The organism is Paenibacillus sp. lzh-N1 (assembly GCF_002872435.1).
Taxonomy (GTDB): Bacteria; Bacillota; Bacilli; order Paenibacillales; family Paenibacillaceae; genus Paenibacillus; species Paenibacillus polymyxa_C.
Genome location: NZ_CP025696.1, coordinates 3,154,355 through 3,180,997 on the forward strand (window position 1 = coordinate 3,154,355; position 26,643 = coordinate 3,180,997).

Genomic DNA, 26,643 nt, shown 5'->3' on the forward strand with positions numbered 1-26,643 from the left:
CTGTATGGACGAACTTGTTTTCAATGAAAAAAGAAAGTGTTCGTTCATAAATGATAAGGAAGTGAATGAAATGGACTTATTTTCATATTCCCAGGAATCAACGCCAAACAATCGGTTGCTTGCAGACCGCTTGCGTCCGACTTCGCTGGATGAATATATTGGACAGGAGCATGTTGTGGGTCCGGGCAAGCTGCTGCGAAGAGCTATAGAGGCTGATCAGGTTTCTTCTATATTGCTCTACGGGCCACCGGGCTGCGGCAAAACGACACTGGCACATATCATTTCTCAACACACACAAGGCGATTTCGTCCGTCTAAATGCAGTAGAAGCCTCTGTGAAGGATGTAAGAGAAGTCATTGACCGTGCACAGACGAATAAATCGATGTATGGCAAAAAGACCATTCTGTTTCTTGACGAGGTACATCGTTTTAACAGTTCACGCCAGGATGCATTGCTGCCTGCGGTGGAAAAGGGGACGATCGTGTTTATTGGCGCCACGACGGAAAACCCTTTTCATTACGTCAACGGCGCTTTAATGAGCCGTTCTACACTGTTCCAGCTTGAAGCGCTAACCCAGGAGCATTCGCTGGCCGCTATGCGCCGCGCCTTGAGCGATGCGGACAAGGGGCTCGGCTATATGCAGCTTCAGGTAGACGAAGCTGCACTGGATCACATCGCGTCCATGGCGAATGGCGATATCCGCCGTGCTTTGAACGCGCTGGAACTGGCGGCGCTCACGACACCTCCACTAGCAGATGGCACAATTCATGTGACGCTGGAAGTGGCAGAGGAATCCATCCGCCGCCCGATTGTCAAGGCAGACGAGTCTACACAGTATGACGTGCTGTCTGCCTTTCACAAAAGCATTCGCGGTTCCAGCGACGCGGCGCTATTCTGGTTCCTGTATGCCGTAGAGAAGCTCGGTATGGACCCGATGACCTTTATTCGCCGCCTTATCGCAGCAAGCAGCGAGGACATTGGCCTGGCGAACCCGCAGGCGATGGTCCAAGCAGTGAGTGCGCTTGAAGCCTACCGCAATAACGGCTGGCCTGAGGCCAAACTGAACATTGCCCAGGCCATTTTATTCGCTGTGGAAAGTCCCAAATCGAATGCCGTATACACGGCGATTTCACGGGCCATGTCGGCCATGGACGATATGAAATCGGCTGAGGTGCCGCTACATCTGCGCGATGCACACTACAAAGGCTCGGAAAAACTCGGCCATGTTGGCTATCAATATCCGCATAATTTTCCGAATCACTATGTAAGGCAGCAATATTTGCCCAATTCGATAGCAGATCAGACCTTTTACCAGGCCACTGAGCAGGGAAATGAGTCTAAAATCAGGCAAAATCAGCGTTGGCGGGATTCACAATCTTAATATATGGGTGACTTTAATATACGGAATGTGTACGATTTGTTGTCATGTTACACCATGATCCGGTAAGAGCGAAGAAGGGGATAAAAAATGAAAGACGTACTATTCGTCGCCGCGGGTGGAGCGATCGGAACCTCTGCTCGCTACAGCCTGCAATTACTGTTGCCTGCGGCTGGGGCGGATTTTCCGCTTGGCGTGCTGCTAATGAATTGGCTCGGCTGTCTGTTCCTAGGCTGGTTCTTTACGGTAACCTTGCGATCGTGGCGGATCAAACCACATTTGCGACTTGCCATCGGAACAGGCTTTACAGGGGGATTTACCACCTTTTCCACCTTTGCAGTGGATGCTGTACGCCTCACGGTTCATGATCGCATGCTGACGGCTGTGTTGTATCTACTGCTGAGCGTAGGCGTAGGCTTACTTTTAACGTGGGCAGGTATCCGTCTAGGTACAAAAATGACGCAGACTGCCCCCAAGGGGGGACGCTTATGATTTGGTGGGCTGCGGCAGGCGGAATGGTGGGTACAATAGCAAGATACGGGCTTGGCATGTGGGCCGGAAAAAGGTTGTGTACTGTATTCCCGTGGGGGACCTGGATTATTAATATCAGCGGTTCATTACTGTTAGGGTGGCTGTATGGTGAGTTTATGCAACACAATCTGTCGCCTGCACTCTGGATGCTGCTGGGAACAGGTTTTTGTGGCGGCTACACCACCTTTTCCACATTCGGCTATGAATCTATTCAACTGATGGAACATAAAAAATACCGACGTATGGCTGTATATGTAATGTCTTCTGTAATAGTAGGAGTTATAGCTGCAGCTATCGGGTACAGGGTCAGTTATATCTTATAAATTTTCAAAATGACATGTGAGCACACAATAAAAGCTTCCAAACCCTCAATCAAGGCGTTATCAGCCGTAAATAGGAGGGTGGAAGCTTAGTACTGTGCCTATTTAACTATTTTTTATCTCGTTCTTTGTATAATTCAGGTAAAAGTGCTTTGAGTTCAGGTCGTGGATCAGGGTCAGACAGCTTCATTTCCTCTAGTGTTTGGACAGCAATCCGCAGTACAGTATAATCTCTATACCAACGATTGTCTGAAGGAACAATATACCAAGGAGCTTGCTTGGTTGCGCTTAGCTCTAGTACATCCTCATAGTATTGGGTATATTGCTTCCAAAATTTTCGTTCCTGCAAATCACTCGGATCAAGCTTCCAGTTTTTGCGAGGCTTCTCAATCCGGTCAATCAGCTTTTCCAACTGGAATTGCTTCGAAATATGTAAAAAGATTTTAACCACCTTTACACCACTATCCAGCAACAACTGTTCAAAATGCTTGATATGCTTTATATTCCGTTTGGCCTGCTTATCGGATACCTGCCCGTGGACACGTGTAATCAGCACATCCTCGTAGTAAGAACGGTTGAACGCTGCAATATATCCTCGTCCTGGAGTTACGCTATGGGCGCGCCACAAGAAATCATGGCTTAATTCCTCCGTCGTAGGTGATTTAAAGCTGTGTACAGTCACCCCTGCAGGGTTAAGATTAGAAAACACCTGCTTGATGACGCCATCTTTTCCGCTGCAATCCATACCCTGAAATACAAACAACACGGCTTGTTTTTTCTCTGTAAATAATTTGCTTTGTAATTCCGCGAAGCGTTCCTTCAATTGATCTGTTTCCTGTCGGATTTCTTCTTTGTTTTTGATATTCTTCGTATCCTTGGGGTCCCATTCTTTCAAAGAAACTTTTTTACCCGGTGTCAGCATTCCTAATGAATCAGACATAAAGGCACGCTCCTTTTCAATTGAAGTTGATCTTGTCTACATCATATACCCAAATGGGGACGTTATCAAAAATCTCGTATGTATGGTCTTTATTAGCGATTTTTCTACTGGGGATGCCTCTGGTCACGAAATTTTCTTCAGGTTCAACAATTAAAAAGTTAAGTTTTAAGTCTTTAGACATAGGCAGTAAGGTTAATCTTTCTTATAACAATTAGGAATTAAGATGGTTCTCCATAAAGTTTAAGAGTGTTATTATGTCATGACGAACTCTCAACAGAGGTATAATATGACAACTATTAAAGTAACACCTGAGCAGCTTATGACTATCTCTAAGCAATTTGAACTTGCACAGCAAAAAGTGACCCAAATGAACAGCATTTTAATTCAACAAATTTCATCTATGGAACGATTCTGGGATGGAGTGACCAAAGAGCAATTCTATTATAGTTTCCAAACATCTCAGAAGAATATGAATGGCTTTGTTACACTGACAGATTCTGTTGCAAAAGAATTGCGTCGTCATGCGGATAAATTCAGGTTAGCTGATTTGCTGGAAGCAGGTAATATTGATTCAAGCTGCTTACCACCTCCACCTAATTCATGTGCTCCCCCTGCTCCAGATACTAGAAATGCTTTGGAAAAATCAGCAGATAGTTTGGTAGAACTTGGTGAGGATTTTTTGTCTGCTGCGGAGGACAGGTACGAAAAACGCTATGACTCTGTAGGCGGATTTTTAGACTATTGGACGTTTGGAATTCCGAAAGGTTTGTATCAAGGATATGCAGAGCGTGCATCCAAGCAGTTTGATTCAGGGAATGATTTTTTTAACTTCTGGACTTTTGGTGTACATGGAACAATCAGAGAAGCAATGTTTCCTACAAATGCATGGTCAAAGGAACATTGGGCTAACATGATCGGTACAGCGGGAATCTTTGGGGGAGTCAGTTCAGTAATTAAGCCTAAGATTGGATTGGGCTCGTCAATGAAATATGAGGTGAAATCTGGGGCTAGTCTTGAAGTTAAAGGGACTTCGAATCGATTATCTGATACGATGTTAGGTAAGAATGATGCTGATCCATTTAGGGATATATATGGTCCTGGACGACTTTCTCATCCAGAAGAGTGGAGTACCATTATTAAGAATACGCAAGGAGCCGGGGTTGAAGTTAGAATTCTAGATAGAGATATTATGGCGTATGCACCCAAAGGATCAGGAAAGCCGGGGCAATTGAATATATATGAGGATGCTTCAATTAGTGCACTGCGGCATGAGTACCAACATTTTCTTGATGATAAAGCTAAAGGTTTTCCTAGTTTGGATGTAACATATGAATTCAAAAATAGGATTATCATGGAACTTAGAGCCTATATGGTCGAGATAAAAGAAGCAGAGAGGATTGGAAATAAGGACCTTGCAGAACATCTTTGGAACAATTACAGGGATGAACGGCAGTATCTTTTAGAGAATTATGGGCCAGTTAAACTAGATTGATGGGAGATAACAAAATGAAGCTACTTACTTTATCAAAGGAAATACGAGAGGGGAAAATAGGCGACGATCAATTGGTGGAATGTTTGGATATCCAGCATAATCAAGTACAGTTGAATGCAATGAGTCAGATCGCTAAAAAGAAACTATGCAATGAGAAAATAATTGAAAAATTGAAACATATTAGCCAGTTCAGAGACCCTAAGGTAAATAAGCTTTTTGGTATTGATACGCTTGGACACTATAGTATTGCTGTACTTCGAGTATTGAACACTTCTGAATCTATAAAGCAGTACGAGCTGTTAATGTCTGAACTCGATGATTTTGATAAAGGAATAGTTGAAAGAATTATAGAGGGAATAAGTTAGTGTTCATTTTTTGAAGTCCATAGTTAGGCTTTTTTTGTGAGGAGTTCTACTTGATAATGTAAAAAAATCTTAAAATAAAAGAGCTATTGATTACTGTATCTAATGAAGCTACTATTTGCATGAAGTTAAAAAGAAGTGTTGGTATTACTTAAGTATCCATGCTAATCCTATCAAATAGGAGGAATTCACTTGGCGACGATAGCTAAGACTTCTGAAGATTTAGAAGGATGGATTGCATTTCTTGCTGCTTTATCTCCGTACTCAGATGAGTTAACTTGTGAACCTATAGCAGGTAAATGGTCGATTCAAGATGTGGTCAGTCATATTATGGGCTGGGATAAAAACTTCACTAAGGCGCTTATACAGATTATCGATAAGGGACAAGTCATGCTCAAGGAGCATCCTGATGTACAGACATTCAATGATTCATCTGTAGCGTTCGGTAGAACTATGAAACCACATGATTTGCTAAATGAAGCTATTGCTCAGCGTAAGCAAATGATTGCCAAACTCTAAATGGTATCAGAATCGGATTTTATGCGTCCAGTTCCTAATAGTCTGTACACTTTGGAAACGTTTTTACAAGAGACGTTTGTCCAGCATGACAAACATCATAAAGAGCAGATTATGAATTCTTTACAACTTATAAACTAAAAACATCTTTTATAAAAAAAGTCGCCCTCCATAAATCTGGAGAGACGACTTTTTTAATTCCTGCTATATCAATGCAAAATAGTCATTCATTTAAACCGTTTCAGGCTGAAGTTTTTCAACCTTATCAATGGTTCCGCCGCCCAGACAACGTTCCCCGTCATAAAATACAACAGCTTGTCCAGGGGTAATGGCCTTTTGATGTACATCGAATACGACATGCACGGTTCCATCAGGAAGCCATTGTAAAGTTACTTGCTGATCAGGCTGGCGGTAACGGAACTTGGCTGTGCAGCGGAATTCGCCGGATGGACGTGCATCTGCGCCTTCAATCCAGTTTACATCCGTGGCAATCAGGCTGGTAGAATACAGGCTGTGGTGACGATCACCTTGTACCACATACAGGATATTCTTTTCCAAATCTTTATCTGCTACGAACCATGGTTCGCCTGAACCTGAGCCGCCAATGCCCAAGCCTTGTCGTTGGCCCAGTGTATAGTACATCAGACCATCGTGACGTCCTTTGACTTCACCCGTAGCGATATCCACCATATCTCCACCTTTTGCAGGCAGATAACCACTCAGAAACTCCTTGAAATTGCGTTCGCCGATAAAACATACACCTGTGCTGTCTTTTTTCTTGGCTGTATAAAGTCCCGCAGCTTCTGCAATTTTGCGTACTTCTGGTTTCGGCAGATGGCCGATCGGGAACATGGTGCGCGACAACTGTGCTTGGCTTAATGCATTCAGGAAATAAGTCTGATCCTTGTTGCTGTCCACACCTCGCAGCAAAGTAAAGCGGCCGTCTTCTTCCACAACCCGTGCATAATGTCCAGTAGCAACATAATCTGCTCCCAAATCCAGCGCTTTGTTCAGAAACTCGCCGAATTTAATTTCACGGTTGCACATGACATCCGGATTGGGTGTGCGTCCAGCTTTATATTCATCAAGAAAATAGGAGAATACTTTATCGAAGTATTCTTTTTCAAAATTGACTGTATAGTAAGGAATGTCGATCTGTTCACAGACGCGGCGCACATCCTCCGCATCCTCTTCAGCCGTACAACGGCCAAATTCATCCGTGTCATCCCAATTTTTCATGAAGATGCCGATTACGTCATAGCCCTGCTCCTTTAGCAGCAGCGCGGTAACGGATGAGTCGACGCCACCGGACATGCCGACGACGACACGGGTTTCATGATTGGCTTTAGCCATGGTCATCACCCAATTCTTTCAATATTGTTGTAGAACCCACCTATTGTAACATAAACGATAATAAGTTACGATGTTTGGACGAACAAATGACACGGCGAACGATGCAAGAAAGCTACATAAAACGGGCTAAATCTGTTCCTAATCGCTCGAAAGCAACTTTTTTTAAGATTGTTACCGTAATGTTTCCCTTTACCTGCCCTAATATGTTAACATAAGCTGAGGGTTAGGATCGGAATAGAGAGGTTTACAACTCCAATTATTCCGCGTGTTTAACGGAATTGTTACTATAAGCGAGGTGCCACAATTGAAAATATCAACGAAAGGCCGTTACGGCCTGACCATTATGATGGAGCTTGCAGCCAGGTTTGGCGAAGGTCCAACTTCTTTGAAAAGTATTGCCGAAAAAAATCAGCTATCAGAGCATTATCTGGAACAGCTCATTGCGCCTTTGCGTAATGCAGGTTTGGTAAAAAGTATCCGTGGTGCTTATGGCGGTTATATTTTGGCGAATGAACCGTCAGGCGTAACAGCAGGAGACATCATTCGTGTACTGGAAGGTCCGATTTCTCCAGTCGATTTCACGGAAGAAGATGATCCGGCAAAACGCCAGCTTTGGCTGCGAATTCGTGACAGCATTGCTGAAGTGCTAGATTCTACTACACTTAAGGACTTGATCACATACCAAGAACATGATGAATTGGATAATTACATGTTCTACATTTGAGGTGGATAACATGAACAGAATTTATCTGGATCATGCCGCATCGACTCCTATGCATCCTGAGGTTGCGCAGACTATGATGGACATCATGACCGGCCAATTCGGCAACGCTTCGAGCGTTCATGCCTTTGGCCGTGATGCCAAGCGCACCGTCAGCGCAGCGCGGGATGCCGTTGCGGCCTCTTTGGGCTGCAAGCCTGAAGAAATTATATTTACGAGCGGAGGGACAGAGAGTGATAATCTGGCCCTGTTTGGGACGGCTACGGCAGATGGTCGTACTTCCGGCCATATTATTACAACCGCGATTGAACATCACGCCGTGCTTCATGCTTGCGATGAGCTGGAAAAAGCGGGATACCAGGTAACCTATATCCCGGTCAATGGTTTTGGGCGTGTGAATCCTGCGCATATTGAGGCAGCTATTCGCCCGGATACTTTTTTGATCAGCATGATGTATGCCAACAATGAGGTGGGCGTCATTCAGCCGGTTCAAGAAGTAGGACAGATTGCGAGAGAGAATGGAATTATATTTCATGTAGACGCAGTTCAAGCCTTCGGGCATATATCCATCGACTGCAAGAATCTCCCGATTGACTTACTTAGTGTGTCTGGCCATAAGATTAACGGTCCACAAGGGGTGGGTGCATTGTATATCCGTCAGGGTACACGCATTCAGCCGCTAATGCATGGGGGACTTCAGGAGAAGAAGCGTCGTGCCGGAACAGAAAATATCGCCGGCATTGCTGGGCTGGCTAAAGCCGCAACTCTTGCTAATGCTTCCATTGAGGAGCGAGGAGCACACGATATGGCTCTTCGCCAAACGTTGCTAAAAGCGTTGGAAGGCTCTCTGGGTAGCCATGAGTTTATAATTAACGGTGATCCTGAATATTTTGTGCCTAATGTGCTAAATATTAGCTTTCCGGCCATTGGTACAGAGACCATGCTGATGAATCTCGATATGGAAGGAATCGCAGCGGCCAGTGGATCAGCCTGCACTTCGGGGTCTCTAGAGCTATCGCATGTATTGCAGGCGATGGATCTTCCTGAAGATGTTTTGAATTCAGCGATTCGGTTTAGCTTCGGTTTGGGTAATACTACGGAAGAAATGGAATACACGGCCAAGAAAATTGAAACCATATGGAAGCGGCTGCGTACTAGGAACTAGGGATTTCTCTGCATTTTAGTAAGAAGGGAGGGGCGGTTTTCCATTTCATTGCATGAACGAAAAGCAAGGTCTGACAGGCATGTAGGAAAAGGACCGCACCTTCGTTCGGATTGCAGAATGAGGAGGGACCCGATATATGAAGCTTCAAGACATGATCGGACTTGCTGTTTTCGATGTCGAGGACGGGAAGCAGATTGGTAAAATACATGACTTTATGTTGACAGCTGATTGGCGAATTACAGGGATTGAGCTAGAAGGTAAAGGGCTTTTTTCATCTCATGTCAAAATGGTGGCTTGGGATGACATCGTTGCCTATGGTGAGGATGCGATCATGATTCGCAATCAGCAGGCCGTCCGTAAAACAGAGGCCCATGATATACAACATACGTACTTGCTTGGACCCGGTAAACTGAAGGATTTATCCGTGCTAACAGAGGAAGGGCTTATGCTCGGGCACATCTCGGATGTTTATTTTGACCAGGAAATGGGCAATAACATAATAGGCTTGGAAATCAGCGATGGTTTTGTATCGGATATTATAGAAGGGCGGAAATGGCTGCCCTGCACCGAAGATATGTCCATCGGGGAAAATGCTGTTATGGTTCCCCCGTTAAGCGAGCAGCGTCTGGAAAAAGCCATATATTCTGTTAATGGATAGGGTGAGTTTATTGAGATGTCCGAATTGTAATTCCAAAGATATCGGGAAAATTGGCTCCCATCAATTTTATTGCTGGGGATGCTTTATCGAACTTCAAGTGAATGGTGAAAAAATGTCTGTCTACCAAGTGGAAGAGGATGGAACGCTCAGTTCGCTGGACGACTTATTCTTTGGAGATGAGATGGCACAACAGGACTTGCCGCAAATTCACGCTTCTTCCTAAGCTTGATTCGGAAAGTGGACAGGCTGTTTACGAATAGGTGTGATCTCCCACCTATTGCTTAAAATACAGCTTAGTGGGTTGGATCATGCTTAATAAAAAATGGAGAGGGTGTCCCGAAAGGCCTTTTGGCCTGGGGGCACCCTCTTTTGTATATCCTATTTTGCGAAGATGGCTAGTTCTACAATTTAAAGCGTTTGACCTCTTCCAATAGAAGATCTGCATGAGAATCAAGTTTGGCAGAAAGGTCGGCAATATTGTTCATAGCATGACCTTGTTCTTGTACTGAGGAAGCTACTTCCTCGGTAGATGCTGCACTTTGCTCAGAAACAGCGACAACGCTAGAGATGACATCTGAAATATGTCCAGCATTCACACGGAGATGATCTGCGGCGGCGGAAACATCCTCAATTTGGGCAAGCATGTGCTGAGAAGCGCCACGTATGGATTCAAACGCCTGTCTCGTTGCAATGGCAGCATGCTCCTGTTCTACAGTTACAGCAAGAGCCTTCTTCATTTCCTCTGCGCTTTGTACTCCCGCAATTTTAATTTCCTCCAGCTTACTCATGATACTGTCACTGGAGTTGCCCGCTTGTTCGGCCAGCTTTCTGACTTCTCCCGCGACGACGGCAAAACCTCGTCCGTGTTCCCCGGCCCGTGCCGCTTCGATGGATGCATTGAGGGCTAGTAGGTTTGTTTGTGCGGCGATATCGTGGATGGCCCCAGCCAGCCGTCCAATATCCTGGGTTTTCAGCGTGAGTGAATCTACTGCTTCTCCTGCCGCAGTGGTCGTTTGTCTGGACTCGGCTGCGAGTTTCGCTTGACGCTCTGCTGTTTCATACCCGGCCAGCACGGCAGAATCTGTTTCGAATACAGCAGTTTGGGTCCGTTTTACACTTTCGCCAATCTGGTTGATGGATCCTGTCATATGTGTCAGCTTCTCAGAACCGGAATATACGGCCTCAGCTTGGTCGCTCGCTCCTTGAGCCAGCTCCTGTACTGCACTGGAGATTTGTGAGGCAATGGTTCCTGTATCTTTGGCGTGTTGATGCATATCATGGGAAGCGGAACTGACATCGCTAGCTGTATCTGATACCTTGCGCAACAGGTGAGAGAGATTGTCTGACATGAGGTTAAAATCTGTCCCCAGACTGGCAATTTCATCTTTACCCTTAATATCCACACGAGCGGTCATATCGCCTTCAGCTATCCGTTTGACATTTGCTTGGAGTCTGCGAATCGGCTTGATAAAGTTGTTTGCCGCCCAGATCGCCAGCAGCATAGCAGCAACTAAAATGATAGCAACAGTAATAATTAACTGATTACGAGTGGAGTAATATTCCTGAAAAGCAATATCTTTAGAAATAGATAGGCCTACAATCCAGCCTGTGCTAGGCATCTTTTTAAAATAAAGCTGACGGTCACTGCCATTGTAGCTATATTCTGTTTTTCCCGAAGCTGCGCTGAGCAGGGTCGCGGTCGATGATCCTAACTCGGGGGTTTCCTTGAGGTTTTTGCCAGCCAGCTTGTTATCTGGATGCGCGATTACGACTCCCTTTTGGTCAATCAGAAATGCGTAGCCCAATCCGTTCAGATTTATGCTTTGAATCATTTTTGTCATATCGTTGAGCATAATATCTTCGCTGACTACCCCGGTGATCGAGCCGTTGGCATCCTTGAGCGGTTTAGCGATGGAAATGGTGAAGTCATTACTGCCTGCGTCAGTGTAAGGTGATGAATAATACAGTTCTCCCTTGGTTTTGGCATCCTTGTACCACGGGCGAGCGCGAGGATCATAATTTGCTTCAAACCAGCCAGATCCATCCCAGTAAGAACCATCCTCATAGCCTGCATAAATGTTGGAAATATTTTGATCCTTATAGTTTTGGAAAGCTGCTTTCAGAGATGCTATTTTGGCATCTGATGAAATATCACTGGATTCCAGACTCGCAGCTAATGTTTCGATAATTTCAGCTTTGCCGCCTGTCCATCCGTCGAGCTGATTCACGGTTTCGGAAGCTTTGCTGTTCATAAGCTCTTGGATATCATGATTGGCCTGATTTTTAACGCTTGTCATGCTAATGACGGATAAAGGCCCGGCTGCAACGATTACAATGCAAGTGAAAAGAAGAATAAGCTTCATTTTTAAGTTCATGTAACGACCCCCGATGTTTCAGAAATGTGAAAGCTTAGGATAGTGCTTTGTACTTATATCGTCAGATCGAATGACTTTGTTTATTGTTTTCATCCATTTTCATCAATTTTTCACAATGGTTATTTATGGAACACCTTAGACTGGCGGGAAGGATTAAACTAGAGGTACAGGCATATACTTAAAGGAGGCTAGTCCGGTAAGGGGGCACAAAATGGACCAATTAACGAAAAGTAGACTGTTCCGGTACGGCATATGGACGCTGCTGGGACTTGTCATTCTATATTTTATCTGGCTGCTGAGACCTTTGTTTTTGCATTTGTATGAATTTCTGAAAACAATCATTGCTCCGTTTGCGGTAGCGATGATCATCTCCTATGTACTTAATCCTGTAGTCAGTATGCTGGGCGGTCGAAAGGTGCCTCGTAGTGTAGCTGTACTGCTCATTTATGCTGTGTTTTTGGCCAGTCTTATTGTGATCCTGATGAATCTGATTCCAATGTTCATTGAACAACTGGATGAGCTGAATGAGCATCTGCCTGAGCTGACCATGCATGCACAGGGACTAATGACGAATATGGACAGCGGTATTTTACCCCAAGGGGTGCGAACGGGGATGAATCAATGGTTTTTCCAACTGGAGAATCGGATGGCTACTGGGATTTCTACCTTTATGGACAACATTGGTGGGATGATCAACATGCTGTTCAATGTGTTTATTGTCCCTTTTCTTATTTTTTATATTTTAAAGGATTTTGACGTGTTTGAACGGACGATTGTATCTTATCTCCCGCGTTCTCGTCGTAAGGCGATTGTATCAGTACTTAAGGAAATTGATCAGGCGCTTGGCAACTATGTCAGGGGCCAATTGCTGGTGTGCGTCATTATTGGCGTGATGGCGTATATTGGATATATGCTGATTGGCATGCCTTATGCGCTGTTGCTGGCCGGAGTAGTGGCTCTTTTTAATATTGTTCCATATTTGGGCCCCTTTTTGGGCGCTGCACCAGCGGTAATTATGGCTTCTACGGTTTCCTTGAAAATGGTACTTTTAGTCGTAGTCGTTAATGCCTGTATTCAAGTGTTGGAAAGTAATGTAATCTCTCCTCAGGTGGTGGGACGAACGTTGCATCTGCATCCGCTAGCCATTATTTTCGCTCTGCTAGTCGGTGGGGAAATTGCGGGAATTGCTGGCTTGATCTTGGCAGTTCCTGTGATGGCGGTTTTGAAGGTAGGGCTTCAGCATTTTTTTGCATATTATGTGAAGCGAAAAACGATCTGATTTCGTCTATATCCCGGATGCATGCTGTCTGAAATCGCGTTGACACGGCTAAATGACACGGATATACTGAATTGAGTATGTTTAAATGTGTTTATCCAGTAGGGAAAGCTCATTTCGGAGTGCGGGCTGAACCCGCCGGGATGCTCCCGTTACCAGTGAAAACAAGGCGATCGATCGTCCGTTAGCAGATGTTGGTGTGCGCTTGCACATGTAGCATTTCGTACAGAAGGGACGGCGATAACCAGGGTGGTACCGCGATACAATCGTCCCTGATCCGTTCAGGGGCGTTTTTCTATTTTTTATGGCCTGTGCCAGAAACCAGTGACACCATAATTAGGAGGCTACTTATATGAAAGCTAGTGAAATCCGCTCCAAATGGCTGGAGTTTTTTGAAAGCAAAGGACATGTGATTGAACCAAGCGCACCGCTTGTTCCGCATAAAGATCCTTCCCTGCTGTGGATTAATGCGGGTATGGCGCCGCTTAAGCCTTATTTTGACGGACGTGTAAAACCAGAAAATCCACGTATCGCTAATTCGCAAAAATGTATTCGGACGAACGACATTGAAAATGTCGGTAAAACCCGCCGTCATCACACGTTTTTCGAAATGCTCGGCAACTTTTCCATTGGCGACTATTTTAAGGAAGAAGTCATCACATGGGCATGGGAGTTTCTGACAGACCCGAAATGGATCGGCTTTGATCCAGAGCGTCTGGCTGTAACGGTATATCCTGAGGATGAGGAAGCGTACAAGCTGTGGAACGAAAAAGTTGGACTTCCGGCTGAACGTATCATCAAACTGGAAGATAACTTCTGGGATATCGGTGAAGGACCTTGCGGACCTTGTACGGAAATTTTTTATGATCGTGGCGAAGCCTACGGCAGCGACATGACGGACCCTGAAATGTATCCGGGCGGAGAAAATGAGCGCTATCTGGAAGTGTGGAACCTCGTATTCTCGCAATTCAACCATAACAAAGATGGCAGCTACACGCCGCTTCCTAATAAAAATATAGATACAGGGGCTGGTTTGGAACGTTTTGCATCCATTTTGCAAAATGTGGATTCCAACTTTGATACGGATATCTTCCAGCCACTAATCCAGAAAACGGCTGCGATGGCAGGTGTTAAATATAACGACAATGTGGACAGTGATGTGGCTCTCAAGGTCATTGCTGACCATGTTCGTACTGTTGCTTTCGCGATTGGTGACGGTGTACTTCCTTCCAATGAAGGACGGGGTTACGTCATTCGCCGTTTGCTGCGCCGGGCTGTTCGTTATGGAAAAATGCTGGGCATGAACCGTCCATTTATGTTTGAACTGGTGGAAACCGTTGGGGATATCATGGGCGTATACTACCCAGAGGTCGTGGACAAGCGGGATTTCATCATCAAAGTGATTAAAACAGAAGAAGAGCGTTTCCATGAAACATTGACAGACGGATTAGCTATTTTGGCTGATATCAGTGCTCAGGCAAAGGCCGAAGGCCGCAACGTCATTAGCGGAGCAGATGCTTTCAAGCTATATGATACGTACGGGTTCCCATTCGACCTCACAGAGGATTATGCGGACGAGCAGGGCTTGAAAGTAGACCGTGAAGGCTTTGATGAAGCGATGCAGGAACAGCGTCAACGTGCGCGCGATGCTCATCAAGATAATGCCAGCATGAAGATTCAGGGCGGAGCTTTGTCTGATCTGGCGGTTAAAAGTGATTTTGTTGGATATAATGACCTCGTAACTGAGTCCAAAATTGTGGCAATTGTATATGATGATATGCTGGTGGAGAGTGTTAGTGAAGGACAGTCCTGTCAGGTCGTGCTGGATGTGACTCCTTTCTATGCCGAAAGCGGCGGGCAAGTGAGTGACCATGGCTTACTGCGTGGCGGAACGGTAACCGCGAAGGTTGAAGGGCTGTTCAAGGCGCCGCAAGGTCAGCATGTGCATCAAGTCGTTGTAGAGGCTGGTGAGCTGAACGTAGGCGATACGGTAAAAGCTGAAGTAGATCAAGCTTCACGTGGAGAAATTGAGAAAAACCATACGGCTACGCATTTGCTTCACAAAGCGCTTAAAGAAGTGCTGGGTGACCATGTCAATCAGGCGGGTTCCTTGGTAGAACCTGGGCGTCTGCGTTTTGACTTCTCCCATTTTGGTAGCATTACTCCAGAAGAGCTGGCGGATATTGAACTGCGGGTTAACCGTGCCATCTGGAGCCAACTGAATGTGACGATTGAACTGAAACCGATTGACGAAGCCAAAGCTCTTGGAGCGATGGCACTGTTTGGTGAGAAATATGGTGATATCGTACGGGTCGTTAAGGTTGGCGATTACAGTATCGAACTGTGCGGAGGATGTCATGTCAGCAATACTTCGCAAATTGGTTTGTTCAAGCTTGTCAGCGAGAGCGGCATCGGGTCAGGTGTACGTCGTATTGAAGCAGTGACCGGACGTTTTGGTTTTGAGTATATGGAAGGTCAATTAGAGCTGTTGAAGGTGTCGGCTGGGCTTGTTAAATCCAAGCTGTCCGAGGTGCCAAAACGCATCGAATCTTTGCAGCAACAAATTAAAGACCTCAGTCGTGAAAATGAATCACTGCAAAGCAAGTTGAGCGCTATTGAGGCGGGTCAGCTGACTGATCAAGTCGTGCAAGCTGGCGGAGTGCAGTTGTTGGCTGCACGCGTGCAGGCCTCCAGCATGGATGCGCTGCGTGCAATTGCTGATGAGCTGAAAAGTAAGCTCCCTGCAGCTGTGCTGGCGCTAGGCGCTGCAATGGACGACAAAGTTAATTTTGTCGTTGTTGTCCCAGCTGAGCATACCAAGACGGGACTTCATGCAGGTAAGCTCGTGAAAGAAATTGCGGCCGTATGCGGCGGCGGTGGCGGCGGACGACCTGACATGGCGCAAGCCGGGGGTAAGGATGCCAGCAAGCTGGACGAAGCACTTCAACGTGCGCATGAATTGGTGTCAGCAGCCTCACAAGGATAAAGTTCGATAATTTTTGCGGATTTTTGGAAAAAAACGGACTTAGACATTTCCTTGAAGGGCTTTGCTTATGGTATGATATAAAAGAATAAGCTGGCATAAACATGTACACATGTTTTGTGGAAGCGAGGTGTCAACAATGGATTCCATGGACAAAACGGTCAAATTTAATGTCAAGGCGGATGAGAAGGAAGCTTCTGCTCAGGAGATTTTGTTGACCGTATATGATGCGTTGGTAGAAAAAGAATACAATCCGATCAATCAAATCGTCGGGTATTTGCTATCCGGTGATCCGGCTTATGTGCCGCGGCATAATAATGCTAGAAGCCTGGTGCGTAAAAAAGAACGCGATGAATTGATTGAAGAGCTGGTTCGTTTCTATCTCGCTAAGCATCGTTAGGAGACAGGCATGAAAGTAATGGGATTGGATTACGGGGATCGCCGAATTGGGGTCGCCGTAAGTGATGCCTTCGGCTGGACCGCCCAAGGATTGGAAGTCATAGAACGACGCGGTGACGACAGCGAGTTCGGTAAAATTGCAAATTTGGTTCGTGAACATGAAATTGGTGAGGTTGTTGTAGGCTTGCCGAAAAATATGAACGGAACCGTGGGTCCACGCGGTGAGATTTGCATTGAGTTTGCGAACCGGCTCAAGGAGTTACTGGGTTTACCCGTTCACCTTTGGGATGAACGGCTGACGACGCGTTCGGCAGAGCGTGCGCTTCTGGAGGCCGACGTCAGCCGCAAAAAACGCAAGCAGGTGGTAGATAAACTGGCCGCAAGCCTGATCTTGCAAAATTATTTGGACGCACACAGTACAAGGTGAGGGGGATTTCGTAATGGCTGAAAATCAATTGGGTATGGAAGAAGAGCCGGAAATTATTTATATTGCCGATGACGAGGGCAACGAGGAAGAGTTCGAGGTCATTATGAAGTTTGAGGTAGATGGTTCCGAAGCAAAGTACATGATGGTTGCGCCAGTGGACCCTGAAGCTGATGAGTCCGATGTGTACGCCTTCCGCTACGAAGAAGAAGGCGATGATATTAAATTGTTTGTGATCCAAGACGATGCCGAATGGGAAATCGTCGAAGAGACCTTTAATACATTTGTAGAGGAAGAAGAAGAGGAAGACGGGAAATGACGAGCTATTCACGTGAAGACCTGAGCTGGACCTCTGATTTGAAGGAAGCATTTGACGGCGATGTAGAGTTGCAGGATGAACAGGGTCATGCAATACGCATGGAGTTGGAAGCAGAGTTCAAGGTAGGCGAGCAACGGTACGCCGTATTGCGTAGACCTGGTGCTGCTGCTGGCGAACATGAATTATATCATGTAAGCTCATCCACAGACGGCGAAATCTCCATCACCACCATTGAAGATGATGATGAGTGGGAAGATATTTCTGAGCTGTACGACGAATGTACGTTGCCGGAAGAGCTGTAAGTCTGGATAACGAGCAGATCAAACCTGAAAGGGCGGACCAGTCCGCCCTTTTTGGCTGTGAAGGAGTTGGGTGGATGTGAAGCGAAGGACAAGGATGCTTACGTTGCTTCTCGTGCTTGTTTGTATAGCGGGAGGTGCAATCCTCTATATATGGAATGCCATGCAGCCTGTTCAGCCGAAAACACAACCCGTTGCTTTTACGGTGGTAAGGGGTACGGGAACATCGGCTATTGCAGATACGCTGGAGCAAAAGGGACTTATACGTAATGCGCTCGTGTTTAAGGCTTATGTAAAATTCAAACAGCAAGGAAACGCATTTCAGGCTGGAAAATATGAAGCGCAGCCTGGCGCAACCTTTGATCAGCTGATTGCCAAGCTATCGGCTGGGGACGTAGTCAAAGAGGAAATGATCCGTTTTACAATCCCGGAGGGTTTTACGATTAGACAGATGGCTGAGAAGCTGCAAAAGGAAGGACTGGCAGACCGGCAGCAATTTTTGCAGCTAGCCAACGATCCGTCCGCTTTTGACGTCCCGCTGGTACGGGACATACCAAAGCAGGCGGGGCTTCGCTATGCGCTGGAAGGCTATCTTTTCCCGGAAACTTATGAACTGAAAAAGGGAAGCACAACCAAGGATATCATTCAGACGATGCTGGAGCAGACGCAAAAACGTCTGGATACCATTTCTGACCTGGATGCCGGGCTGCAGCAACGCAGTGAAACACTGCATCAGCTGCTGACAGTTGCCTCTCTGGTAGAGCGTGAGGTGGTTGTAGACGATGAGCGGCCTATCGTAGCTGGCGTTATTTATAACCGTCTTCAACAGGATAAAAAGCTGGAAATTGATGCTACAGTTCAATATATGCTGGACAAGCAAAAGGAACGACTGTATTACAAGGATTTGGCTGTAGAAAGTCCTTATAATACGTATATACATCAAGGACTTCCACCAGGACCGATTGCAAGTCCCAGTCTGAAATCAGTAGTGGCGGCTCTACAGCCGAAATCTACAGATTATTTATTTTATGTGACCAAAAAAGATGGAACACATAAACATTTGTTTGCCAAAACGTATAAAGATCATTTGCATAACATTCAGGTAAGTAACCGTAAGACAAATTAGGAGGTGAGCCTATGGCTTACAAACCCGAACTGCTGGCAACTGCCAGCTCTCCGGAGGATGCCCGCCATATGCTGGAGGCTGGAGCTAATGCATTGCTGATTGGAGATGACCGCTTTGGCATGCGGTTGCCAGGAAATTTTACACCGGACCAAATCCGTGAGGTTGTGGAAGAAGCACGGAAGCATGCCGCACAGGTATATGTATCTATGACGAATTTGATGACGAACGAGCTATTGCCACTTCTTCCGAAGTATGTGCAAACCATAGCTGAATGCGGCATAGACGCCATTGAGTTTAACGATCCAGCAGTGCTCATGGCGGTGAAGGAACATGCTCCTCATCTGAAACTTTTCTGGAACGGAGAGATGATTTCTACCAACTTCGCAACCGCCAACTATTGGGGCGAAAAAGGGGCATCACGTGTCATCTTGGCTCGTGAGCTCAGTATGGATGAAATTACGGAAATGATTCCAAAGTTGAATATAGAAGCACAGGTTCAGGTACATGGAATGACCAATATTTATCACTCCAAGCGTAAGCTTGTTCAAAGCTATATGCTGCACCAAGGTCGCACGGTAGAAGGCGATCTCGGCAGAGGGCGTGGCTTGTTTCTGATTGAAGCAGAGCGGAAGGAAGAGAAGTTCCCCATTTACGAAGATATCAACGGGACACATATTATGAGTTCGGATGATTTTTGTATCATGGAGGACCTGCAAATTCTGATGGAGGCGGGTGTGCACAGCTTTAAGATCGAGGGCTTGTTGAAACCCACCGCTTACAATGAGGCAGTTGTCCGTGCTTATCGCAAAGCAATAGACAGCTATACAGCCGACCCGGATGCTTATGTTTATGATGAAAGCTGGCTGGATGAGGTTCGCCGTCTTCAAGACCCTGAACGGGAACTCTCCTTCGGATTTTTCTACAAAGAGCAGGTTTATTAATTACAAAATGAATTTACAGAGGGGGGAACGTCATGGGAACGATCACCAAAACGAGAAAATATACAGGTAAACGGAATCGTCTGGATAAGCCAGAGCTGTTGGCTCCTGCCGGAAATCTAGAAAAGCTGAAGTTTGCCGTTCACTATGGCGCAGATGCTGTATATATTGGTGGACAAAAATACGGTCTGCGTTCTAACGCCGATAATTTCAGTTTTGAAGAAATGCGTGAAGGTGTGGAATTCGCCAACAAGTACGGTGCTAAGGTGCTTGTGGCGACTAATATCTATGCTCACAATGAAGATATTGCCGGAATTGAGGAATACTTGCGCAATCTGTATGAAGTAGGAATTCATGCCGTTATCGTCGCTGATCCGGCCATTGTATCCGTGGCATTGCGGGCAGTTCCCGGATTGGAAGTGCATTTGAGCACACAGCAGTCCACGCTGAATTGGCAAGCGGTAAAGTTCTGGAAAGACGAGGGACTGCCGCGTGTGGTACTTGGACGTGAAACCAGCTTGGAGGAAATCGAAGAAATTAAAAAGCATGTGGACATCGAAATCGAAGCTTTTGTCCATGGTGCGATGTGCTCTTCATTTTCCGGTCGCTGCGTGTTATCCAATCACTTTACAGACCGCGATTCTAATCGTGGAGGATGTTGTCAGTCTTGCCGCTGGAAATATGATTTGTTTGAGGATGCCCGTCCAGGTGAGGTTTGGATATCTGAGGAAGAGGCACAGGATAACAATGTACTAAAACAGTTCCAGCTTGGCGTTAACCAACTTCCATTGTTTGAAGAAAGCGATAATGCTTTTTCTATGGGTTCCAAGGATCTGTGTATGATTGAAAATATTCCTGATCTGATTGATGTGGGTGTAGACAGCTTTAAAGTGGAGGGACGTATGAAGTCCATCCACTATGTAGCTACGGTCGTGAATGTCTACCGTCAAGCGATTGATTCTTATATGGCTGATCCGGAAAATTATGTACTCAAACCAGAATGGATTGAAGAAATTAACAAGGCAGCCAATCGTCCGTTAAATACAGGATTCTTCTATGATACACCGGATCATGAGGATCATATTTATGAGCCGGAAGAAAAAGCAGTCCCTTATGATTTTGCCGGACTAGTCATGGATTACGATGCCGCAAGTGGCATCGCAACGATTCAACAACGTAACCATTTTAAACCAGGGCATGAAATTGAATTTTTCGGGCCGAACGGAACGTTTTTCAAGCAAACGGTCGGAACGATCTGGGATGAGGAAGGCAACGAATTAGATGCTGCACGTCATCCGCTTCAACGAATCAAAATGAAGGTAGATCAGCCTGTATCGTATTTTGATATGATGCGTAAAAAGAAGTAAATAAGCCTTAAGTCACAGGTGAAAAGATTCAAAAGCCTCTCCTATCGGTTGGAGAGGCTTTTTTTTGAATAGTTTTCTAGGAAAAAAGTTTCACAAAATTTAGTTGATACTCAAAGGAAAGCTACATTCCTTGTCGAATAGTTCCGATAGAGATTATATAGATAATAGATACATAAAGGATGACGTGGAATAAGAAACTAATTATATGGTGGTAGGTGAGAGGAATGGGTTTTCGGAAAAAAGAGAGAAATGCAGCAAAAAGGCAACCTAAGAAAACGGATCCAATGAAAGGCTTGAAAGGAAGTAAAGTAACAACGGATAAAGGGGAGGAGACGGTTGTGATGTCTTCGAAAGATACTCCCTGGGTAGCTAAGGCCTTACGTAAATGCACATACAATTTAAAGCGTTTACTTAAGCCTGAAAGATACAGTAAGGATTTTATGCATTTGGTCAAAAACTATAATCCGATCCGTTCGGTTGGAATGAAGTTGTTTCTGATCTTTTTTGCAGCCATTATGTTATTCGTGGTCAGCCTGGGGATGCTCTCGTACTACAAAGCTAAAAGTACGATTGAACAAAATGCAGCTACAGCGTATCAACAAACAGTTCAGCAAACTTCGGAAAAGCTTGATATTATTTTAGAGCGCTTTCAAGACACATCGACACAGGTATTTTTCGATACTGAATTAAGTGATCAGTTGCAAAAGGCTGTAAAGCAAGATAAAAATCCCTTTGCATCTTTTGTTGCTATGGGCGAAGTAAACAAGAAATTAACGAATATTGCTTTTACAAATAAAGCGATTGATTCATTGTACCTGTACCCGGAAGAAACCAGTTTAGCTGCAATGGGTACCGGAACACAAAAGGATGTACGGCAGGAAGCATGGTTTAAGGATATTTTGAAAAACAAGGGAATGTTTTGGCTACCTACGCAGGTGAATGACAATGGCAGCAAGACCTTTCGTCTGGCACGCTCCATGAACAGCATGTCCGGGTTGGGAGGGACTTATGTTCTGGTTATGGATTTAAAGGCCAGTGCGGTGGAGGACGAGTTGAAAGGTGTTAATTTGGGCTCAGGCAGTATGATTAGCCTTGTGACAGATAAGGGTGAGTTTGTAGGCTCTAACAATGAGAGTTTGGCAGGAGGAAAGACAAAGCTGGATTACGTTTCCAAGCTTGAAGGGATCGAAGGGAATCAAATTATGGAGCAGGTAGCAGACGGAAAAGAGCAAAGTGTGCTTGCGGTTCATAATACACTGGGAACTTCCAAATGGATTCTCGTGGGTGTAGTGCCTGTATCTGAACTGGTGAGAGACGCCAGGGGAATACTTACCACAACCTGGGTATTTGCTGCGGTAGCGGCACTCATTGCATTGTTCATTGGTCTGTGGATGGTACGTCTTGTGGCTCGTCCATTGACACACCTGAAGGATTTAATGATTGAAGGCGCCAAAGGCAACTTGCAAATCCGAACGAAGTATAAGGCACAGGATGAGATTGGACAGTTGTCTGAAAGTTTTGATACGATGATGGAACAAATTACACTGCTGGTAGAACAGACGAATGCATCAGCACAGGAGGTACTGAATACAGCGACGGAACTGAGTGATGCCTCGAAGAAGACAGCCGTTTCAGCCAAAGAAATTGCAGCCGCAACGGAAGAGATTGCTCATGGTGCCACCAGTTTGGCAACAGAGGCGGAACGTGGCAGCGGGTTAACCGGGAATATATCCCAGCAAATGGATACGGTTATGACTTCTAATCATGAAATGAGTCTGGTCGCACAAGAAGTTGAACAGTCCAGTGAAAAAGGGACAGTTCAGCTGAGAAATTTATTGAGCAAAACTAAGGTTACGGAAGAAACTACGCATGCTTTGGTAGGCAAAGTAGATGAACTGAAGCAGACAACTTCCGATGTCTTTAAGGTGCTGGACGTATTACAGGATATTGCTAAACAAACGAACATTCTATCACTGAATGCGACGATTGAAGCGGCACGAGCTGGGACAGCCGGGCGTGGTTTTATGGTGGTTGCAAATGAGGTTCGTCAGTTGGCAGAGCAATCACGTCAAGCCATTCGTACGGCTACAGGTATTACCAATAATATCGTCAATGAGATGAATGAAACGGTACAGGCGTTATCTGAAGTGTACCCGCTGTTCCGGGAGCAGATGGGAGCCGTACAAGAAACGACGGACATTTTCCAATCGGTGCAGCAGCAAATGGGAGAGTTCGCGCTTCGGTTGGGAACAGTCACCGCATCCATTCATCATCTGAGTGAATCGCAGACTACTTTGTCCGAAGCAATGACCAATGTAAGTGCGGTAGCCGAGCAATCCTCGGCTACTTCGCAGGAAGTCGCTTCTCTCAGTAATGAACAGGCCAATATCGGTAATCAGCTGGTAGGCTTGTCTGATAAGCTGGAAGGAGTATCGGTGAATTTGAAAGAACAGCTTTCGAGGTTTACAGTGTAGGTGTTCTAAAATCAGGGGTATCAGGAGCGCAAATTATGAATACAAACACAAAGTTGGCTTGGGCGGTTCTAGCCATTACTATTTTTATAACGGTCTATTATTCGTTAGACGAAATTTTAGGTTGGAGCCCATATTCCTCACTAGATATCCCATAAATTCGGTAACCCATTCGACATTACATGTTGAGTGGGTTTTCTTTTTCCATCACCGGACATACTACTGGAAAAATGATGAAAGGAGGATAAATGTGTCTAGGCGTCATAGCAGTTTCATTCGTCAACGTCGAATTGCATATATAGCCCTGGGGATCATGGTATTACTACTGATTTTATGTTTCCGACTGGCTTGGATTCAGGGGACAGCGGGTATTCATTTGTCACTTTATGGGGGGCATTCGCTTAAAGAAATGTCAGTACGTCAGCGACAGGAAGGAATCGCTATTGATACTGGGCGGGGACAGTTTACAGACCGACACGGGCAGCCCTTGACTGGAGGAGTCGTATGGACGCCAGTGCTTTTTCCCGATGTAGATGGCCAAGCTGCTTTGCATGGACAAGAACTGGCCAAGCTACTGCATACGAGTAAAGGGCAACTGTTGACGCGATGGAAGGAACTGCAATCTCCACTCATATGGCGGGATGGACGCGGAGAGCCTGTACAAATCCATCCGAATGAAGCGGGCAGACTGCTGAAGTTAGCCCCTTCACTCATAGAGCTTGTACCGTATGCGCAGCGTTATAGGGATATGCCCAATGGCAAACAATGGCTTGGTTTTCTGTATGAACGTGGTGAACGAGCAAGTGAACTGCCGATGGGGGCAGCTGGCCTGGAAAGAACGCTCGAGCCACTGCTAAGCGGCGTTGGTGAGACGTTCGTCTCTCGGTCTGTAGATGCGCAACGTCGTCCATTGACTCATGTCCCGCTTCGTGTCAGTGCTCCATCCAATAGTCACTATCCATTACAGGTGCAGACTACAATTGATCTCCCGTTGCAGGAACAGATTGAGAAGCTGACAGAATCTAATCATTTGACAGAAGGTGCAGTGGTTGTGCTTGATGCAGGCAACGCGGATGTTATGGCGATGGTGTCTCGGCCTTTTTATAATCCCATTCATGTTGATCCGCAGCAAAAAACAGACTGGTCTAATCGTGCCCTCAAAGCGGTAACGCCTGGTTCTATTTTTAAGTTGGTTACGGCTGCGGCTGCACTTGAATCTGGTGTGGTTCAACCACAGGAGCAATTTCATTGTCATGGAGCCTATGGCAAGTACGGATTGTCTTGCTGGAAAGAAAAAGGACACGGAACCCTGAACCTGGAGGAAGGGCTTGCCGTATCCTGTAATAGTGTGTTCGCTCATCTCGGCGAACGGCTTAACGCTGAGCAAATTCAGTCCGCAGCCTCTGCACTGGGATTGAGTCGAACCGTGGGCTGGCAGGACCGGAATCTTGCAGGGCTACCTCAATTCAGACCGCTGGATCACGAAGAAAAGGGAGCCGTATTCGGCTCCCATACGAATGCATCTGATCCAGGCGTACGTGTGCAGACAGCTATCGGCCAGCGTGATGTGCTGGTGACGCCTCTCCAAGCAGCCAACCTCATCGTCACCTTGCTGCACGATGGTCAAGTACATGCACCGCGTATCGTAAAACGCATCAGCTACGCAGACGGAAGCACCTTGCTGGAGCTACCTGCTCACGCTGCTCCTTTACCCCAAGGCAGCCGCTCGATTCGCACATCCACGGCTCATACGCTGCGTGAAGCAATGGAACAGGTTGTGACACACGGTACAGGTGTCTCCTTGCGCAATAAAACCTGGAAGCTGGCCGGTAAATCGGGTACGGCCCAAGCTTTAAAAAACGGTCACCCTATAAATCACCAGTGGTTTATTGGTTACGGTCCGGTAGAGCGGCCACGTTATGCGGTTGCCGTCCTAGTGCAAAATGCTTCAGCGCATGCTGCAAATCAGGCCACAGTACTGTTCGGTCAAGTCATGGATCTGCTAGCTCAATCCTCCTGAGTTCCGCGAGTAGCTTCACGCTCTTCCTCCTGAATTTTGACGATAAACGGAGGCTCGTCAAATTCCTCAGTCGGAAACCGAATCCATTGCTGCAAATAACCTTGCTGCCACAATTCCTTGAGCAAAATGATCAGAATGGGGGATAGGATTAATCCAGCCAATCCGAAGATGGATAACGATATAATGGCAAAGGAAAGCATTAGATAGGCAGATGAAACGCCGATAGAATTACCAGTAATTTTGGGCTCTGCCAACTGGCGCACAATCACGGTGACAGCCATGACAATAAGCAAGCCTACAGCCAAGCCGGTATTGCCCGTGATGAACAAATACACTGCCCACGGAATAAAGATAACAGGCACACCCAACAACGGCAGAATATCAAACAAAGCTGCTACGAGCGCCAACGATAGGGCATTATCCACTTGTAAAATGAGTAAACCTATAAACACAAGCACGAAGGTAATTCCTACCAGTAGGGCTTGAGCCTTGAGAAAGGCGGAAATGGCTTTAAGTACATGATTTTTTAGAAAAAGGTACGCCGTTTTTAGTGTCTTCGGTGTTTTACTGCGGGCAATTCCTTTCCAGAGATTAATTTCCATACTCAAAAAGAACGCTAAAATGATGGCAACCGCAAAGTTGCCCATAAAAACAGTGAAAGAGCTGAGAAATTGAATGAAAAAAGATAACCCTAGCTGTGCCCATTTCGTAGCAATGGTGGTAGCAGTCGCAAAATAATCATTTACACGTTCGGTAACACCCGGAGGCAAGGCAGCAATTTTATCTTGAGATAGATGAAGAATCCGCGTGAATTCCGTTTGGATAATCTGGGTATAATGTGGGAGGTTTTGCGCGACTTTTGTAAATTGAGTAACCAGGATCAGGCCCAATCCGAAAAAAATAGCCAGTAATAAGATGATAAACAGCAATACGGAGAGTGCGGAGGCAAAGGGTTTTTTCATGCCTTTGCGATGAAAATAACGGGCAGCAGGTTCAATGCACCAAAACACAACGAATGAAAGGAACACAGGTGCTGCTAGCTGATACAGCTTGCTGGATACGAACATAATTAAATACACGGTTAATACGATCAGACCGATATCAAAAACAGTACGCCAATATTTTTTGTACAATGGAAGCATATGTATACAACGACTCCTTTAAGATTTTTATTTATTGTACACTAAATTGAATCTCAATGCTGACCATA

At 45.7% G+C, this 26,643-nt stretch carries 25 protein-coding genes; 21 read left to right on the forward strand and 4 right to left on the reverse strand.

What is annotated here, in order from left to right; translation table 11 throughout:
* The first annotated feature begins 70 nt into the window (after window positions 1-70).
* The 3 genes from C0638_RS14380 to crcB (C0638_RS14390) all read left to right on the forward strand — a co-directional run bounded on the left by C0638_RS14380 (window position 71) and on the right by crcB (C0638_RS14390) (window position 2,232).
* Window positions 71-1,381 carry a replication-associated recombination protein A gene (locus C0638_RS14380; RefSeq protein ID WP_013372622.1) on the forward strand — a complete coding sequence of 437 codons (1,311 nt, stop codon included), beginning with the start codon at window positions 71-73 and terminating at the stop codon, window positions 1,379-1,381.
* Window positions 1,382-1,468: 87 nt separating this feature from the next.
* Window positions 1,469-1,870 carry a fluoride efflux transporter CrcB gene (gene crcB, locus C0638_RS14385; RefSeq protein ID WP_013372621.1) on the forward strand — a complete coding sequence of 134 codons (402 nt, stop codon included), beginning with the start codon at window positions 1,469-1,471 and terminating at the stop codon, window positions 1,868-1,870.
* Complete coding sequence (crcB, locus tag C0638_RS14390) at window positions 1,867-2,232, forward strand: fluoride efflux transporter CrcB (RefSeq protein ID WP_058710642.1); 366 nt, start codon at window positions 1,867-1,869, stop codon at window positions 2,230-2,232. The genes crcB (C0638_RS14385) and crcB (C0638_RS14390) overlap by 4 nt, the downstream gene beginning before the upstream one ends.
* A 106-nt stretch (window positions 2,233-2,338) precedes the next feature.
* On the opposite strand, the gene C0638_RS14395 is transcribed toward crcB (C0638_RS14390), so the two are convergent.
* Window positions 2,339-3,169, reverse strand: coding sequence for a PPK2 family polyphosphate kinase (locus C0638_RS14395; protein ID WP_058710643.1), 831 nt, complete (start codon window positions 3,167-3,169; stop codon window positions 2,339-2,341).
* Window positions 3,170-3,455: 286 nt separating this feature from the next.
* On the opposite strand from C0638_RS14395, the gene C0638_RS14400 reads away from it, so the two are divergent.
* The 3 genes from C0638_RS14400 (at window position 3,456) to C0638_RS14410 (ending at window position 5,542) form a co-directional block, all read left to right on the forward strand.
* Complete coding sequence (locus C0638_RS14400) at window positions 3,456-4,661, forward strand: WXG100 family type VII secretion target (RefSeq protein WP_040103065.1); 1,206 nt, start codon at window positions 3,456-3,458, stop codon at window positions 4,659-4,661.
* Window positions 4,662-4,675: 14 nt separating this feature from the next.
* On the forward strand, window positions 4,676-5,026 hold the full coding sequence (locus C0638_RS14405; protein ID WP_058710644.1) for a hypothetical protein: 351 nt from the start codon (window positions 4,676-4,678) through the stop codon (window positions 5,024-5,026).
* Between the two features lie 189 nt (window positions 5,027-5,215).
* On the forward strand, window positions 5,216-5,542 hold the full coding sequence (locus tag C0638_RS14410; RefSeq protein WP_233902206.1) for a maleylpyruvate isomerase N-terminal domain-containing protein: 327 nt from the start codon (window positions 5,216-5,218) through the stop codon (window positions 5,540-5,542).
* A 228-nt stretch (window positions 5,543-5,770) separates the two neighbouring features.
* Here the strand turns inward: C0638_RS14410 and mnmA are convergent, their stop codons facing one another.
* Window positions 5,771-6,892, reverse strand: coding sequence for a tRNA 2-thiouridine(34) synthase MnmA (gene mnmA, locus C0638_RS14415; protein WP_025676145.1), 1,122 nt, complete (start codon window positions 6,890-6,892; stop codon window positions 5,771-5,773).
* Window positions 6,893-7,196: 304 nt separating this feature from the next.
* Between mnmA and cymR the strand changes: the two genes are divergently transcribed.
* From cymR to C0638_RS14435, 4 genes are all read left to right on the forward strand, one after another.
* On the forward strand, window positions 7,197-7,616 hold the full coding sequence (cymR, locus tag C0638_RS14420) for a cysteine metabolism transcriptional regulator CymR (RefSeq protein WP_013372613.1): 420 nt from the start codon (window positions 7,197-7,199) through the stop codon (window positions 7,614-7,616).
* Between the two features lie 10 nt (window positions 7,617-7,626).
* Complete coding sequence (locus C0638_RS14425; protein ID WP_058710645.1) at window positions 7,627-8,778, forward strand: cysteine desulfurase family protein; 1,152 nt, start codon at window positions 7,627-7,629, stop codon at window positions 8,776-8,778.
* A gap of 136 nt (window positions 8,779-8,914) precedes the next feature.
* Complete coding sequence (locus C0638_RS14430; RefSeq protein WP_013372611.1) at window positions 8,915-9,436, forward strand: PRC-barrel domain-containing protein; 522 nt, start codon at window positions 8,915-8,917, stop codon at window positions 9,434-9,436.
* Between the two features lie 10 nt (window positions 9,437-9,446).
* On the forward strand, window positions 9,447-9,659 hold the full coding sequence (locus C0638_RS14435) for a hypothetical protein (RefSeq protein ID WP_013311529.1): 213 nt from the start codon (window positions 9,447-9,449) through the stop codon (window positions 9,657-9,659).
* A gap of 178 nt (window positions 9,660-9,837) precedes the next feature.
* Here the strand turns inward: C0638_RS14435 and C0638_RS14440 are convergent, their stop codons facing one another.
* On the reverse strand, window positions 9,838-11,811 hold the full coding sequence (locus C0638_RS14440; protein ID WP_058710646.1) for a methyl-accepting chemotaxis protein: 1,974 nt from the start codon (window positions 11,809-11,811) through the stop codon (window positions 9,838-9,840).
* Between the two features lie 211 nt (window positions 11,812-12,022).
* Here C0638_RS14440 and C0638_RS14445 point away from each other — a divergent pair, with 211 nt between their 5' ends.
* The 11 genes from C0638_RS14445 (at window position 12,023) to C0638_RS14495 (ending at window position 25,433) form a co-directional block, all read left to right on the forward strand.
* Window positions 12,023-13,090, forward strand: coding sequence for an AI-2E family transporter (locus tag C0638_RS14445; RefSeq protein ID WP_013372609.1), 1,068 nt, complete (start codon window positions 12,023-12,025; stop codon window positions 13,088-13,090).
* A 349-nt stretch (window positions 13,091-13,439) separates the two neighbouring features.
* Complete coding sequence (gene alaS, locus C0638_RS14450) at window positions 13,440-16,073, forward strand: alanine--tRNA ligase (RefSeq protein ID WP_058710647.1); 2,634 nt, start codon at window positions 13,440-13,442, stop codon at window positions 16,071-16,073.
* A gap of 136 nt (window positions 16,074-16,209) precedes the next feature.
* A complete protein-coding gene (locus tag C0638_RS14455; RefSeq protein WP_007431624.1) occupies window positions 16,210-16,470 on the forward strand; it encodes an IreB family regulatory phosphoprotein in 261 nt (86 codons plus the stop codon).
* Window positions 16,471-16,479: 9 nt separating this feature from the next.
* Window positions 16,480-16,896: a Holliday junction resolvase RuvX gene (gene ruvX / locus C0638_RS14460; RefSeq protein WP_016819084.1), complete on the forward strand. Its 417-nt coding sequence runs from the start codon at window positions 16,480-16,482 to the stop codon at window positions 16,894-16,896.
* A gap of 13 nt (window positions 16,897-16,909) precedes the next feature.
* A complete protein-coding gene (locus C0638_RS14465; RefSeq protein ID WP_013372606.1) occupies window positions 16,910-17,212 on the forward strand; it encodes a DUF1292 domain-containing protein in 303 nt (100 codons plus the stop codon).
* Window positions 17,209-17,514, forward strand: coding sequence for a DUF1292 domain-containing protein (locus C0638_RS14470; RefSeq protein ID WP_013372605.1), 306 nt, complete (start codon window positions 17,209-17,211; stop codon window positions 17,512-17,514). The genes C0638_RS14465 and C0638_RS14470 overlap by 4 nt, the downstream gene beginning before the upstream one ends.
* 94 nt (window positions 17,515-17,608) lie before the next feature.
* Complete coding sequence (gene mltG, locus C0638_RS14475) at window positions 17,609-18,637, forward strand: endolytic transglycosylase MltG (RefSeq protein ID WP_013372604.1); 1,029 nt, start codon at window positions 17,609-17,611, stop codon at window positions 18,635-18,637.
* A gap of 11 nt (window positions 18,638-18,648) precedes the next feature.
* Window positions 18,649-19,578 carry a peptidase U32 family protein gene (locus C0638_RS14480; RefSeq protein ID WP_013372603.1) on the forward strand — a complete coding sequence of 310 codons (930 nt, stop codon included), beginning with the start codon at window positions 18,649-18,651 and terminating at the stop codon, window positions 19,576-19,578.
* A 32-nt stretch (window positions 19,579-19,610) separates the two neighbouring features.
* Window positions 19,611-20,942, forward strand: a complete 1,332-nt coding sequence (locus C0638_RS14485; protein ID WP_013372602.1) for a peptidase U32 family protein — start codon at window positions 19,611-19,613, stop codon at window positions 20,940-20,942.
* 224 nt (window positions 20,943-21,166) lie between these two features.
* Entirely contained in the window at window positions 21,167-23,416 is a 2,250-nt protein-coding gene (locus C0638_RS14490) for a methyl-accepting chemotaxis protein (RefSeq protein WP_058710648.1), read from the forward strand.
* Between the two features lie 247 nt (window positions 23,417-23,663).
* Window positions 23,664-25,433 carry a peptidoglycan D,D-transpeptidase FtsI family protein gene (locus C0638_RS14495; protein ID WP_058710649.1) on the forward strand — a complete coding sequence of 590 codons (1,770 nt, stop codon included), beginning with the start codon at window positions 23,664-23,666 and terminating at the stop codon, window positions 25,431-25,433.
* Here the strand turns inward: C0638_RS14495 and C0638_RS14500 are convergent.
* Entirely contained in the window at window positions 25,421-26,575 is a 1,155-nt protein-coding gene (locus C0638_RS14500) for an AI-2E family transporter (protein WP_013372599.1), read from the reverse strand. The two genes, C0638_RS14495 and C0638_RS14500, sit on opposite strands and share 13 nt — an antisense overlap.
* Window positions 26,576-26,643 lie beyond the last annotated feature (68 nt).